The organism is bacterium (assembly GCA_035549195.1).
Classification (GTDB): Bacteria; Oederibacteriota; Muellerivitia; order Muellerivitales; family Muellerivitaceae; genus DASZRK01.
Genome location: DASZRK010000002.1, coordinates 288,848 through 303,163 on the forward strand (window position 1 = coordinate 288,848; position 14,316 = coordinate 303,163).

Sequence of the window (14,316 nt, forward strand, 5' to 3'; positions counted from 1 at the left end):
AGCGAAGAGGATTATACCAGCTTCGGGGCCCCTCCTCCCTGACCAAGCTCATGGAACGCGCTAAAGAGCTTCGCCTAAATAGGCCGCTTTGACCTTGGGGTCCGAAGAGATCTTGTCCGCCGGCCCTTCCAGCAGGATGCGCCCCGTTTCCAGTACATAGGCCTGGCGCGAGACCTCCAGGGCCATTTGCGCGTTCTGTTCCACCAGGAGGATGGTGGTCCCCTCCTGGTTGATCCTTTGGATGGTCTCAAAGATGAGCTCGATGACCTGGGGGGCCAGGCCCAAGGAGGGTTCGTCCAAAAGCAACAGCTGGGGCCGGGCCATGAGGGCGCGGCCGATGGCGAGCATCTGCTGCTCCCCGCCGGAGAGCGTTCCGGCCGACTGCTGTTCCCTTTCCTTGAGCCGGGGGAAAAGCGAATGGACGTGCTCCAGATCGGACCGGATGGCCTTCGTGTCCTTCCGGACGAAGGCGCCCAGGTCCAGGTTCTCGGCCACGGTCAGGTTGGGGAAGACCCCCCGGCCTTCCGGGCATTGCACGATCCCGGAACGCACCAATTCATGGGGCGCTTGGCCCAGGATCGATCGGCCCTGATAGAGGATCTCCCCTTCGGCCGGCTTCTTGAGCCCCGAGATGGCCCGAAGGACCGTGGACTTCCCCGCCCCGTTGGCGCCGATGAGGCAGGCGATGGATCCCTTTTCGACCCGCAAGGTGACCCCATGGAGCGCTTCGATGGAATCGTAGAAGACCGTCAGGTCCCGGATCTCGAGCAAGGTTTCAGGCATGGTCCCCTGGGTCCTTCGATCGTTTCCCAAGATAGGCCTCGATGACCTTGGGGTCCTTCTGGATCTCCTGCGGGGTTCCCTCCGCGATCTTCACCCCATGGTCCATCACCTGGATCCGCTCGCAGATGCCCATGACCACCTTCATGTCGTGTTCGATCAGGAGGACGGAAAGGTCGAATTCCTTTCGGACCTTCTGGATGACCCCCATGAGCCAATGGGATTCCTGGGGATTGAGCCCCGCCGCCGGCTCGTCCAACAACAGCACCTGGGCGCCGGTGGCCAGGGCCCGGGCGATCTCCAGTTTCTTCTGGTCCCCATAGGGAAGCGCCCCCGCCAGCGTGTCCTTGCGGCCCGTCAATTCCAGCACCTCCATCAGGCGTTGGGTCTCCTCGCCAAAGACCTTCTCCACTTGGCGGAACCGGGGGCTTTGGGCCAGGACCGCCCCGATGCCATAGGGCCTGGAATGGTGGAAGGCCACCTGGATGTTGGTCTCGACCGTTAGGTCCTTGAAGAGGCGGATGTTCTGGAAGGTGCGCACGAGCCCTTGGCGGGTGATCTCATTGGGCCGGAGCCCCAGGATGGACCGGCCCAATAGCCGCACATCGCCTCGTTGGGGCCGGTAGATGCCGGAAAGGATGTTGAAGACCGTGGTCTTGCCCGCGCCATTGGGGCCGATCAACCCGGCCATTTCCCCTTCCCGCAAGGTGAAAGAAAGATCGTCCACCGCCACCAACCCCCCGAAGGAAAGGGTGACGTTCTCGACCTCCAATACGTTCTTAGACAGGTTCAAAGGGGGCTCCGACGGATCTTCGTTCGGGCCAGTTTAGCCAATCTCATCCGGGTTTTTTATTCAAAATCCAGGATCAAGGACCCATAATTGCGGGCCATGGACCTTCTCATCTTCGATTTCGACGGCCTCATCCTCGACACCGAGAGCGCCGATTTCCAGGCGACCTCGGAACTCTATGCCTCCCACGGCGTGGAACTGCCGCTGGAACTTTGGGCCCGGAACGTCGGCACCCAGAACGGCCACTTCGACGTCTATGGCTACTTGGAGGAGCGATCGGGCAAGGCCCTGGACCACGCCAAGGTGCGGCAGGAGCGCCACCGGCGCGTGCTGGAGCTGTTGGAACCCATGCCGCCCCGCCCCGGCGTGGTGGAGTATTTTGAGGAGGCCCGCCGCCAGAAGATCACCCTGGCCCTGGCCTCCAGCTCGCCCCAGGACTGGGTGATGGGCCACCTGGCGCGGCTGGACCTTTCCCATTGGTTCCATTCTATCCGTACCGCCAACGACGTCGAGAATGTCAAACCCCACCCGGAACTTTATGAGTTGACGCTCATGTTCATGGGGGTCCGCCCCGAACGGGCCATGGCCTTCGAGGACTCCCCCAACGGCATCGCCGCCGCCCGGGCGGCGGGGGTCTATTGCGTGGCGGTGCCCAATTCGGTCACCCGGAACCTCCCCCTCGACCACGCCAACCACCGGATCGAATCCATGGCGGAAGTGAGCCTACGGGAGCTTCTCTACCAGAAACAGCTTGGGAAAATATAATTCTTAATTTTTGATTCTTAATTCAACATTCAGAATTCAAAATTATCTTTCTGCCAGCAGGACATGGGTCATGCCCCAGGGTTGGGGAAAGTCCAGCGTCTTCACCAAGGGCAACAGGAACGCGGGCGTCTTATTGGGCACCGTCCAACCGTGGGCGAAGGCCCGGGTCACCCTCAGGCCGTTCCTTTCCATCCGTTCCTTCAAATAGCCCAGGGAGAACTTCAGGGCCCGCCGCTCTTCCGGCACCAGGGCCGAGAAGAGGAACATGAGGGGATTGTTCCGGTTCGGTTCCATCACCACCACATAGCGCCGGGAGACCCGCCGCATCTCTTTTAAGACCCGGTCCATATCCTCCACGTGATGCAGTAAGGCGTGGCAAAAGACCAGGTCAAAAGCCATATCTTGGAAGGCGAGCCTTTCGGCTCCCATGAGGAATCTCCAGGGCAAGGGATTCATCCCCAACATCTTTCGTGAGAAATCAACGCCCACTGTCGGGGCCATCTCGTTCAAGCGGACCGAGAAATAACCGTTCCCGCAACCCAGGTCCAGGATGCGGCTTCCCGGACCCAGGGATAGGTCCTTGCGCAGGGGCTCGAGCTTGGACAAGGCATAGTGCCGCACCACCGGGTGGTCGGGGCTGCGCCGGTCCTTCAGGTCTTCCCTTTCCCAATAATCCTTTTGGAACAAATCGACCGTCCTTAACGCGGGATGGAATAGAACGGCGTATAGCCCCGGTATTCTAGGAAAGGGGCTGAGACCCAAAACTTGGCCTTGGGGTCCGCCTTTTCCTGTCCCGGTACCTCGAAATAATACCAAGCGTCCCCGATGCGGCCGTCGGGCTTGCGGTCCGCGAGCCAGCCTTCGGCGATGGGTTTCACCGAGGGGTAGGACAAAGGGCCCAATTGAAGGAAGGACGCGTTCACCAGGTAGACCCGTCCCGGTTGGGGTCCCTTCAGGTCGTCCGAATCCCAGGGCACCCAATCCAACCCATAGACCTTCGGGTCCACCCCGCCCAGATAGGCCAGGCGGACCTTGCCCCACCCCTTCCGCTCGGCGAAATGACCCAACCGTTTCAGGTCCTGCCCCCAGTCCAGGTTCGAATCCGCCAGGTAATGGATCCTCTTCTCGACCGGCACCATCTCATTGAAATAGCCCAGTGAGGTCCCGGGAAATCCCAGGACGCTGACCACCAGCCAAAATCCCAGGACCGCCACAAGGGCCTTGGAAAAGTGGAGGGACAAACGTCCGAAGCGATCGGCCCAGGCCCAGGCCACTCCTTCGCCGGCGATCAGGAACAGAAGGGGAAAGATGGGCAGAAGATAGCGGACCCCCAGATTGGGCGAGGGGATGAGCATCGCATTGAAGAACAGGACCGGGACCCAGGTCCAGGCCGGGAGCGAGATCCTGCCTCGCAGTCCAAAGAACGTCCCGGCCCCGAGGAACAAAAGGAAAGGGATCGGCTCCTTCAACAGGAAGGCGACCGGAAGGTAGTACCAATGGTCCTCGAAGGAGGCCTTCCCGAACAGGAAGACGGGAAGGGACCTTTTCCCGTAAAGGAAGGTTTCCTTGATCTTCAGGAAAAGGTAATAGAAAGGTTGGTGATGCGCTGGTTCCGCCAAGGTGGCCGGAAGGAAGACCAGGAAGGTGACCGCCAGGATGCTTCCGGCCAAGATGATCCAACGGGGCCGGACCACCCTACGGACCTCGGCCCACCGCAGGAGGTTCTCCTTCTCCCGCAGGAAAAGCGCCTCCAACACCGCGTAGATGGGGAAAAGGACCAGGCAATAGAGCTTGGCGTTCACGGCCAGGGCGGTCACGAAACCCGCCAGGCACATCCGCCCCAGGGTCGGCCTCCGTTGGGCCGCTTGGAACAGCATCAGCGCCAGGAAGAAGAACAGGGCCGGGGCGATCTCGTTCTTCGCCAGGGCGCTCATGGCGGAGAAGACCGGGTCCAGCGCCCAGAAGAGCAAGGCTCCGAAACAGGCCACGGGCCGTCGCCAGGTCACCCCCCAGAGAAAAAGCCCCGCGATCACCCCGAGGATCACGCTCACCAACCGGGGCCAAAGGGTAAGGGGTCCCAAACGGTCGGGGTTCCACTCGAAAAAGAAACGGTGTCCCCTGTCGATGAAATCCGACGCGTCAGTGCCCGACTTGAGCCCCATCCCGAGCAGAGGCAAGGCTTGGAGGGCGGTCCCCAGGGGCGGGTGGTTCGGGTTGTTCACCACGTCGCCCCGGGTCCAATAATAATATCCGTTGGCCACGTCGCTCGGTTCGTCGTTGGTCAATGACTGGGAGCGGACCTGGGCCAGGGTCCGCAAGGAGAACAAGAGGGCGAAAGGCAGGAAAAGGACCAGGAAGGATCTCAGGAAGGGGTTTCGCACTCCGCCAGTTTAAGGGTCCCTCCCTCAAAAAAAAAGGCGCGGAACCCGGGGTGGACCGCCGGATATCGCGCCTATTTTCCGGAGAGAAAGATCAGATCAATGAATTGAAGGAGCTTCCCGTGCTGCCAAAGCTCGCCAGGCTCTGGTTGAACTGGGACTGCAGGGTGAAGGCCATCTGCTGCTGGGCGGTGATGGCCTGACCCACGTTGGAATCGGAGCCCAACAAGCGTTGGACATCGGCGGCCCAGGACGGCAAACCAAAGATCGAACCCAGGTCGGAGGACCCCAAGCCCATCAGGCCCGCCAGGGAGGAACTCCCGTTGCCCAGGTTGTTCAGGTCGGTCAGAACGCCATATTCGGCCTGGAGCCACGCCACCTTCGCCTTGTCCGCGGGGGTCTTGGCCTGGTCCATGGCTTGGCTGAAGGCATTCCCGAAGGCCAGCGCATTGCCGCCCAAGGCCTGGAAAACCGCGTCGTTGGTCGGGATGATCGAATTGTTCTGCAAGGATGAGATCATGGTTTCTCCTTATGTCCCCTTTCCTAACGGCCGTTCGGGGCGGACCTGAAGCCGGAAAAAAACCTAAAAATCAGCCTCGATCCCCAGGTAAGGCAGGAGCGGCAATTGGAGGATGGGCTTGGGGGCTCCGATATATTGATATTGGGCCCCATAGTCATAGGCCAGGACGTTGGGATGGTCGTAGGCGTTCAGGACCTCCAGGGTGACCTTCCAGGACCAGGTGTCATAGGTCGTAGTCCAGGAGCTGGAGAGGTCCAGACGGTGGTAATCGGGCAGGCGCCGGGAATTGACCGCCCCAAAGACCGGAAGGAACCGACTATTGGCGTTGTCGTAGGTGGTCCCCACGATGGGGGTATCGGGCAGCCCGGACGAATAGCGCCATTTCAAACCCAGGTCCCAGCCCCGATCCAGTTGGTGACCCACCACCAAGGTAAAGATATTGGGCTGGTCGTAGTCATAGACATGGGTCTCACCGGGAGCGTTGTGACGGGTGGAACGGCTCAAGGCGTAGGAAGCCCATCCGAAGAACCCTTCGGTGGGAGCCCGTCGAAGGAACAGCTCCAACCCTTCGGATTCCCCCGTGCCCAGGTTGCTGTAATGGAGCACCGGGTCGCCCACCACCACGTCGAAAAGGTCCTTGCGGTAACCTTCCAGGCGCGCCGACCATCCTTCGCCCAGGTCCTTCTCCAACCCCAGGACCCAGGCGATGGAACGTTCCGAACGTAAGCCGGGGTTCCCGAAATCTTTGTCCAAATAGGGCCCTTGGTAAGGCAATTGGAAATAATATCCATAGGAGCCCTTCAGGATCGTCCCAGGGGCGATGGGATAGGATGCCGAAAGACGGGGCCCCCAGGTGAAATGGCCGTTCAAGTCCAGTTGGTCGGCCCGCAGGCCCGCGGCCACCTCCAGTTTCCGGTCGAACCACCGGAACCTCTGTTCCGCATAGGCCCCGAAATTGGTCCAAAGGGTTGTGCTGTCGGCCGTGATCCGGGCGGCGCCGGTCACGTCGAACCCTGGCTGACCCTCGCCCGGGATGGCCACGAAATAGGAGTGGTCGCCGGTGAGGGTGTGGTCCACTTCCAGTCCCATCTCCAGGGAATCCCCCGACCCGAGATCCCGGGTCCAGCTGAAGCGTCCACCCCAATCCTCGTAACCGATGTCCAGGTGCAGATCCGCTCCCAAATGGGTCTCGAAGGAAAAGTTCGTGTGGTACAGGGTGGCCCAAAGGAGGTCGTCCGGTCCCGTTTTATGCCGGAGGTTCAACCCCTGACTGTCAAAGGCGTTGTGGAACTCGAAGGTCCCGGCCAGGGCCGGGTCCTGTTGGGCCGCCTCGGAGGCCGGGTCGATGGTCAACCCGATGCGATCGTCGCTGCCGAAGGCTTGCAGGTCGAAATGGGTCCCCGGGGAAGGGTCCCAGGTGTATTGGGCCTGGTAATCCCCGAAGGTGGGGATGGCGGTCAGGGCGGACCCGGCGAAAACCCCGCCGAAAAGCTCCAGGTAACTCCGCCGGCCCGAGACCGCCAACGAGCTGTCCCGGGTCACGGGTCCCTCGACCAACCCTTCGGAGAGCAGCATGTTCACCTCCAACCGCCCTCCCCACCGGTCCCGCCGGGGCTCCCGCTGGGTGATGTCCACCACGCCTCCCCAGACGTTGCCGTATTGGGGGCCGAAGCCGCCCGTGGAAAAGTCGACCGAATGAATGAGGTCCGAATTGACCGTGGAGAGGAGCCCGCCGAAATGGAAGGGGAACGCCAGGGGGATGCGGTCCAAGAGGTAAAGATTGTCCTGAGGACCTCCTCCCCGCACCAGCAGTTGGCCCGAAAGGTCACCCTCTACCGCCACGCCAGGGAGGGATTGGAGGGCGCGCAGGATATCCCCACCTGTTCCGGGGACCGACCTTAGTTCATCCCGGCTCATGGATTCCCGGCTCACCCGAGCCTGGGACACAGGGGCCCCGGTGACGACCACCTCCGGGAGGGAGGCCCCGTCATCTTCTCCCGGCGTCGCCTGCTGGGCGGCCGAAAGGGGGGGCAGGAGCAGAAGAGCGGCAAGGAGGAACGGGGCTCGAAGGAGGATTTTCAATGGAAGTCCAGACTGGAACGGGGAAAAACGACGGCCCTTCTACTGGGCGACGGGGGTTTCCTCAGGGGTCGGCGTCGGCGTCGGGATGGACTTGATGAAATATTTATCGAACTTCTTGTAGGCCGACTTGTCCTTGCAATTCACGCAATGGGAAACCACTTCGGCCTTCTCCGTATCGAAGAGGACCGAGACCTCCTCGTTGAAATGCTTGTCATTCAGATGCTCGCGGGACTTCCCGCAGAAGCTCACCAACTTGAGAAAGGCCAGGTAGGGTTTGGTCCAGCCCGCCACCGACACCGCCGGCTCCTGGCAGTCTTCCTGACCGATCTCGGCCACCAAGGCTTTTTCCAGGTCCCCGGTGATGTCCTTGACCTTTCCGCTGTTCACATCCACGAAATAGGTCTTCCAGGTCCCCCTCAGGACCTCGACCCGCATGAAGAATTTCAGGCTGTCCTCGGCCCAGTCGAAAAGGATGGAGGAGGGCTGCGTGGGGTCCGCACCGCCCCATTTGACCCGGAAGGTCTGTTTGTCGGTTTCAGTGATGAGGGGGCTTCCAACATTGAGGATGAAGAAATGGCGTTCGGGACGACGCACATTGACCAGGGAGATGGGATAACGGAAGAAAACCTGGTCGCCGATGCGCCGGTCGATCACCTGTTCCACATAGACCCGGTAGCGTTCGTTGGGGGATGTGGAGAGGAAAACCTGCTGCCCGGCGGGGGCAGGCGCGGGGATCAAAATCGCCAAGAGCGCCAACAACGAAAAACATTTCAAGGTCGTCTTCATGGGAAGCTTTCCTTTCGGGTCTTCGGGAACGCCTATCCTGTCGGGTTCGGGTCTATCCGCGGGATCCGGGCTGGAGGCCCATGGCCAGGGCCACCTTTTTTACCGCAACGGTGGCTTGGGTGTCCACCAGGAAAGTGAAGGACTTTCCTGGCCCAGGGCTTTCCGACCCTTTGATAGGACCGTCTTGATCCATGGTTTATTCCCCAAAAGGGCGCCTGAAAATAAAAAGACCCGGGATGGAGGTCCCGGGTCCGGAAGTCTCCATGGATTCCGCCCTAGGGCCCGAACACCTCGACTGTCCGGTTGTTCTGATCCCCCACAAGGATATGTCCGTTGTTCGTATCGATGGCGATCGCCGAGGGTTTAAATGGATTGAACTGATGGGGTCCATGCGGATTCCCCCACGAACGGAGGAGATTCCCGTTGTGGTCGTATTCCTCCACTAATTGATTGGCCGAATCCGAGACGTAAACCACGTCATTGCCCCCTGAATCGACGGTGACAGCCATCCCATTCACGACGCAATTAGGGATGGTGGCGAACTGGGTGACCCAAGTAACCCCACTGGACTTGAAACAACTGATGAGGGAGGGGTTGTAGCCGGTATCCGCCACCCAAATGTTATCGTTCGTTCCGATCGGACTACAGGCCAAATGGGACGGCTTGAGGAAGTTATTCGGGCTGTATCCATTCCAAGGGTGGACAGGGCAAGGGTTCGGTCCGCACGAAGGATCGATTTCATAAACATAACCATTCCCAGTATCGGCGATGTAAAAATAATAGCCGTTCGTCGTAAAACCCGTGGGATTCTTGAAGGGCGGAGCGCCATTCCCATAATTTGTGCCGGTATTGACATCCGCAAGCATCGGCGACGTCCCCGAATAGATGGAAGCTCCTCCCGAACTGGTTCCGTCAAGAATGACAAAATAACTCGAATAAGGATTAAAGGGCACCCAAGCCAACCCTAAGGGATGGTTCAACACTACGGTTGTCGACGCTCCTCCAACGGTAAGGAGGACCAAGTTCGACTGGAATGTAATGGCCCCGGCAAGATTGGTCGTATCATAGACTTGGACCCCGGCATGTAGCGAATCTGCTTCAGCCACATAAAGCTGGTTGTTGGTCGAATCTAGGTAGAATCCATTCGGCGCCGCCGCTGCAGCCCATTCACTAAGATAGGAAGGAGCAGGCACTGCCGACGTCGGAGTAGCGGTTGCGGTCCCCGGCGTACTGACGATAGGGAAAGTGGGAGTCGCGGTCGCCCCACCCCCAAGCGAGGGCCCCCCGGGCGTGGAGGGATTACTGTTGTCGCTGCAAGCCCAGGGAAGAGCCAAGGCGCCTAACATCAATAAGAATAGGCAGAAATTCTTAACCAGTCGGCCGTCTTTTTCATCCTTACGAATGGATCCCAATTTTATCCCCCTAGAAATATCCGGGGCCTGTCCGGCACCCGCGAAGATCGCCTATTCAACACCGACCGTAGCGCCAAAATAGAACGTCAGCCCGTTCCCCGCCAAAGCGCCCACATCGTTCGGGTCGCCGTCAAAATAGAGTTCGTTGAATGGGATCTTCGCGGCCCCATTGATCTGGTCGAACTCACCCCAGCGCTGAAAAAGCCCTCCCACCAGGGAAAAATCGTTCTCAAAGTAGAACTCGACGCCAAGGCCAAGGTTCATCCCGATCCCCGAAATGGTCTCATCGTCGGTGGAAACGATGTTCGGTGGGCTCGCCGTATCGGTCAAATAAGAGAAATGATGGACCCAAAGCCAGGGGAAGGCGATCCCAAGATTCAGGAAAGGCTGAAGGGGGTATTGAGTGAAAAAATAGCGCTTCAAGTTGAAGTCGATGGATTGCAAGCTGGCAGGGGTCGTGGTCGTGGCCGGTCCGGAACTGATATAGGAAGCGGTATGGTCGCTACGCATGAAACTGAGTTCCCCGGCCCAAGGACCTTCCCGGTAACCGAACAAGGCTCCCCATCCGAATTGGCGGGTGATGGAAGGAATAAGGTCCACTTCCGGATTGCCTGTCGTGACTGCGGATGAAGTGGTGAAGGAATTCACCCCGCTAAAATCCCCCCATTGATCGATCGTGGATGAGATCCCGAACACTCCGATGTAGGCACGGGATTTGATGAAATCACTGGCCTTGGCGCCGCTCATGTCCTCTTCCTCGCCCCAAAGGGGGGCTGTCAGGGAGCCGACCAGGATCAAAAGAACCGCAAACGCCCAATTGGGAGATCTCATTCGTTGCCTTCCTCCTCGTTTTTGTATTGTTTAGATGTTGTCGAATCGATAAAGGCATCGACTGGGCCTTATTTTACCTAATGAAAATGGATTTAGGAAGGAACGAGGGGAGAGGCTCCATGCTTGAGTGGCAAAAACACTCAAAAACATTGGGTTTTGGGACTTAAAAGGGCTTTAAGGGTTGAAGATCTGGATCGATCCGGTCCCACTAGGTGCGGTGAAGTCGGTCACATAAAGGAAGCTTCCCCCCAATACCAGACCGTCCGGACTTTGGAGGGGGGACGATGGGTGATTGATAACGGTCTGAAGATCCCCGTTCTTATTGAATTTCGAAACAAATCCATTGGCCGCATCGGCCAGATAGACCCAGGTACCGTCGGTGGTGATCCCGAAAATGTCCGAATCGGTGAACCCCATAACGGTCGAAGACCAAGCGGTGACGGGAGCACCATCCGCGAAGACCTGGACCTTGTCCTGGCCGGCATCGGCCACGAATAAGCTGATCGGCCCGGATCCAATAGCCGCCACCGCGCTGGGTTGGTTGAAATTGCCTCCGCTTCCCCCGGTCCATTGGGACACCGGGTTTCCGGCGGGGTCGAATTGGTCCACCACATTGTTCCCCGTATCGGCCACATAGACACTTCCGTTCCCATCCACCGCGATCCCTTCAGGATTCGAGAAAGCCGTGACGCCATAACTGGTCCAAGACGTGATCGTGGTCCCGGACCCGTTATAGGCATAGACCGCGTTGTTCACCGAATCGAGCACATAGAGGGTGGAACCCGCCGAATTCACGGCCACGCCATTGGGATTCCCCAGAGGCGTCACCCCAAAGGAAGTGATCGTGGAGGATGCCGCCAAGCCCGATGTCAGGACCAGGACCTTTCCATTCGAGGAACCACTTCCTTCGGCCACATAGAACCGGCTGACCCCGGAACTATAGGCGATCCCGTTGGGGTATTGGATGCCCGAGGAAAGGGTGCGGGTCCAGGCCGGGGTGGGACTCAGATAGGGGGTCAAGGTCGAGGTCGGGGTCGAGGTTGGGGTCGAGGTCGGGGTTCCCGTCGGGGTTGAACTGATGGTCGGGGTATCGGTAATGGTCTGCGTATCGGTCGGGATGATCGTCCGGGTCCCCGTGGGGGACGGCGTCTTCGTGGGGGTGCGAGTAACAGTCGAGGTGGCGGTCGAGGTGGGCGACTGGGTGGCCGTGTTGGTCGCGGTGTAACCAGCCCAAGGGGTCGGAACAGGGGTCGCCGGGGCGGCCGGATTGTTGTTGCCCGAACAGCCGAAAGGAAGAAGGGCCACCGGGAGAAAGGCCATTAAAGCGAGGACACCGATGGCGACGGTTACTTTTTGGCTCGGGCTCAATTTCGTCCTTCCGAATGGGTTCATGGCGCGAACTTCACCACTTTATTGGCGCCTTGGTCGACCACATAGATGGTACCGTTCAGGTCCACCGCCACACCTGCGGGGGCGGTCAGGACCCCGGACCCATTGAAATGGAGGAAAGGTTCCTGGTCCAGTCCCGTGGAGCGGAAAGCTTCGACCTGCTTGTTCCCCTTGTCCGCGACCCAAAGGTCGTCGGAGCCATCGGTGAAGATCCCTTGCGGGTTCGAGAACCCGGGGATGGTGGCCGTAGTGGAATAAAGTTTCACGACAGTATTACCCGTTCCCGTCGAGGCGAAGATGTTCCCGACTCCGTCCACCGCGACGCCCGCGGGGGAACTGATCGGATAGCCGATCATGGAGGCCCCGGAGGACTTGTCCAAAAGGACGACCTGATCATTGCCCGTGTCGGCGACGGCAATGAAGGTCACCGACGAATCGGTCGCCACACCAAGGGACCCCGAGAAAAAGACCCCCGCGTCATAAGAAGCATCCTGGATCAGAGTGCTCGACCCCGTCGTAACGGGACGGTAACGGCTGACTTGATTGCCGCTCCCTACCACGTAAAGGTCCCCATTCCCATCCACCGCGATGCCCTTGGGGGAAGGATAGGCCACCTTGCCCTTCAAGCCGCCCGCGCCCCAGGAAATGTCCAATATCCCGTTGGAGTCGAACCTTTCGACGAAGTTGTTCCCCGTATCCGCCACATAGACCCGGTGGTTCGAGTCCACAGCGATGGCCGAAGGGGCGTTGAACCCGGTCCATGTGCTCACCGCATAAGGGGTGGCCGTCGGAGTGAAGGTGCTGGTCGCCGTGGCGGTGGGGGTCGGTGTGTCGGTGGGGATCGGGGTGGCCGTGAAGGGCGGGTTGATGGAAACAACGGTGAGGACCGGAGATTGGAAGCCGTTCGGGGACGAAGAACTATTGGAGCAGGACCAATTCACCCAAAGGCCCAGGGCCGCGAAGGCCAATGTAAGAAGGATGGGTCGTTTCATTGGAAGCCCACCGAGGTCCCCAGGGTGAAGGTGAATCCGCTCCCCTCATCGCTGGTCTGGTTGCCATAGATGGCCATGGGATAATAAACGCCCCCGACCCCCTTGGCCTGGTCAAAGCTGGCGAATCGATAGAAGAGCCCGCCGGTCACGGAAAATTCGGGGGTCACGTAATACTCAGCGCCCGTCCCCAGGTTGAGTCCCAACCCGGCCAGGGTCAGGTCGCCCGTGTTCCCACTGGGATCCGAGGAGGCGTTCTTGACCGTGACCCAGGGAAAGGCCACCCCGAGGTTCACGAAGGGTTGGATCTGTAGTTCGGTGAGGAAGTAGCGTTTGAAGTCGAGGTTGATCGATTGATAGGTCGCGGTGTCCTCAACAGCCTGGTTGAAGGTGACCGATCCTCCCGAAATGGAGCCCACCGTGCCGGGCCCGAAGGTCGCGGTGTGGCTGGATTGCCAAAAGCTCAGTTCCCCGGCCCAAGCCTCGTCCCGGTGGCCGATCAGGACGCCGAAACCGAAGTTCTGGGAAAGGGCGGGGATGAGATCGATCTCGTAGGGTGAGTTGTTGCGGGAATAATTGAGGCCGGTGAATTCCCCGTCCTTGGCCACGCTCACCGAGCTCCCGAAGAGGCCGATATAGGTGCGGGTCCTCAGGTAATCCCCCGGGTTGTCGGCCCGGGACCAGGAAGGACAAAGGGCCAGTGCGAAAAGGGCGGCCGTGATCTTAAAGGGGACTTTCTTCAATTAGGGGGTTTCCTTGGTTCGAGTGCGCCGCTCACTTTGGACGCCCGAAGGAAAGAAAGGGGGCGCCAAAAGACTCTTGGCAAGGGCGGTATTCTATCGAATTTGGAGGGTGGAAAAAGGCTTTTCTTGGAAAAGGCTCAGGTCTTCCGTGATTTCCACAGGGCCACCGCCAGCAATAATAGGCTGGCCGCCAAAAAAGGCAGGAAGGGGAAGGTCCGGCTTCCCAAGGAGAATTTGATATAGAGGTAAGGCACCCAGACGACCACCGCCAGGAAATAATAGGTGGCCGAGGGAGGAGCCGGGGGCCTTGGCACCGAAGGCACGGGGACCTCCGTTATCTTGGGAACGGGCGCCGGGTCCGCATCCACCTCCCGGTTGATCTGGTGGATGGCCTCCACGTTCTCCACGATGACCTTGTAGGAGATCCAAAAGGAATAGGCATTCACCCCCAAAGCGCCCCAGACCGCCGCCGCGTGCACCCAAACGGGCAAGGCCCCCACCGAGACGCCCCCGCCCAACACGGCCGCCGCCAACGAGACCAGGATGGCCAGCATCAGCATGGGGTAACTGCGGTTCTTATAGTCCTTGGTCTTCTCGATCCACCGGCCGCTGAGGCCCCGTTCCTTCACCACCTTCTTGATGGATTTGCCGCTGTTGATGAAGAACCCGAAGACCATGCATTGCAGGAAGATCACCAGGAGGGCCGTGAAACAGCCCCAGAGCATGTGGGCCCCCACGCTCATCCAATGCAGGTGGGCCATCAGCAGGGTGGTCAGGTAGAAAAACACGATGGTGGCGCAGACGCTGGCGAATACGGTGGGCATCCAAACTCCAATTTTCGATTCTTGATC

General features: G+C 59.6%; 14 protein-coding genes. 1 reads left to right on the plus strand and 13 read right to left on the minus strand.

The features are described from left to right. Positions 1-60 precede the first annotated feature (60 nt). Positions 61-783 (minus strand): ABC transporter ATP-binding protein, encoded by a 723-nt coding sequence (locus tag VHE12_01230; protein ID HVZ79403.1) that lies wholly within the window; start codon positions 781-783, stop codon positions 61-63. Next, positions 776-1,573: an ABC transporter ATP-binding protein gene (locus VHE12_01235; GenBank protein HVZ79404.1), complete on the minus strand. Its 798-nt coding sequence runs from the start codon at positions 1,571-1,573 to the stop codon at positions 776-778. The genes VHE12_01230 and VHE12_01235 overlap by 8 nt, the downstream gene beginning before the upstream one ends. 96 nt (positions 1,574-1,669) lie before the next feature. Here VHE12_01235 and VHE12_01240 point away from each other — a divergent pair, with 96 nt between their 5' ends. Further along, a complete protein-coding gene (locus tag VHE12_01240) occupies positions 1,670-2,335 on the plus strand; it encodes an HAD family hydrolase (protein ID HVZ79405.1) in 666 nt (221 codons plus the stop codon). A gap of 42 nt (positions 2,336-2,377) precedes the next feature. On the opposite strand, the gene VHE12_01245 is transcribed toward VHE12_01240, so the two are convergent. The 11 genes from VHE12_01245 to VHE12_01295 all read right to left on the minus strand — a co-directional run bounded on the left by VHE12_01245 (position 2,378) and on the right by VHE12_01295 (position 14,289). After that, positions 2,378-3,022, minus strand: coding sequence for a class I SAM-dependent methyltransferase (locus VHE12_01245; protein ID HVZ79406.1), 645 nt, complete (start codon positions 3,020-3,022; stop codon positions 2,378-2,380). 11 nt (positions 3,023-3,033) lie between these two features. Then, positions 3,034-4,716, minus strand: coding sequence for a hypothetical protein (locus tag VHE12_01250; protein HVZ79407.1), 1,683 nt, complete (start codon positions 4,714-4,716; stop codon positions 3,034-3,036). A gap of 91 nt (positions 4,717-4,807) precedes the next feature. Further along, positions 4,808-5,233: a hypothetical protein gene (locus VHE12_01255; protein ID HVZ79408.1), complete on the minus strand. Its 426-nt coding sequence runs from the start codon at positions 5,231-5,233 to the stop codon at positions 4,808-4,810. A gap of 63 nt (positions 5,234-5,296) precedes the next feature. Then, positions 5,297-7,315 carry a TonB-dependent receptor plug domain-containing protein gene (locus tag VHE12_01260; protein ID HVZ79409.1) on the minus strand — a complete coding sequence of 673 codons (2,019 nt, stop codon included), beginning with the start codon at positions 7,313-7,315 and terminating at the stop codon, positions 5,297-5,299. A 39-nt stretch (positions 7,316-7,354) separates the two neighbouring features. After that, positions 7,355-8,101 carry a hypothetical protein gene (locus tag VHE12_01265; GenBank protein ID HVZ79410.1) on the minus strand — a complete coding sequence of 249 codons (747 nt, stop codon included), beginning with the start codon at positions 8,099-8,101 and terminating at the stop codon, positions 7,355-7,357. Between the two features lie 275 nt (positions 8,102-8,376). Further along, positions 8,377-9,513 carry a hypothetical protein gene (locus VHE12_01270; protein ID HVZ79411.1) on the minus strand — a complete coding sequence of 379 codons (1,137 nt, stop codon included), beginning with the start codon at positions 9,511-9,513 and terminating at the stop codon, positions 8,377-8,379. A gap of 51 nt (positions 9,514-9,564) precedes the next feature. Then, a complete protein-coding gene (locus VHE12_01275; GenBank protein ID HVZ79412.1) occupies positions 9,565-10,344 on the minus strand; it encodes a hypothetical protein in 780 nt (259 codons plus the stop codon). A gap of 174 nt (positions 10,345-10,518) precedes the next feature. Further along, positions 10,519-11,664, minus strand: a complete 1,146-nt coding sequence (locus VHE12_01280) for an NHL repeat-containing protein (protein ID HVZ79413.1) — start codon at positions 11,662-11,664, stop codon at positions 10,519-10,521. 68 nt (positions 11,665-11,732) lie between these two features. Next, positions 11,733-12,725 carry an NHL repeat-containing protein gene (locus tag VHE12_01285; GenBank protein ID HVZ79414.1) on the minus strand — a complete coding sequence of 331 codons (993 nt, stop codon included), beginning with the start codon at positions 12,723-12,725 and terminating at the stop codon, positions 11,733-11,735. Beyond that, positions 12,722-13,465: a hypothetical protein gene (locus VHE12_01290; protein ID HVZ79415.1), complete on the minus strand. Its 744-nt coding sequence runs from the start codon at positions 13,463-13,465 to the stop codon at positions 12,722-12,724. Before VHE12_01290 ends, VHE12_01285 begins: the two co-directional genes overlap by 4 nt. A gap of 137 nt (positions 13,466-13,602) precedes the next feature. Beyond that, positions 13,603-14,289: a hypothetical protein gene (locus tag VHE12_01295; GenBank protein HVZ79416.1), complete on the minus strand. Its 687-nt coding sequence runs from the start codon at positions 14,287-14,289 to the stop codon at positions 13,603-13,605. Between the last annotated feature and the right edge of the window lie 27 nt (positions 14,290-14,316).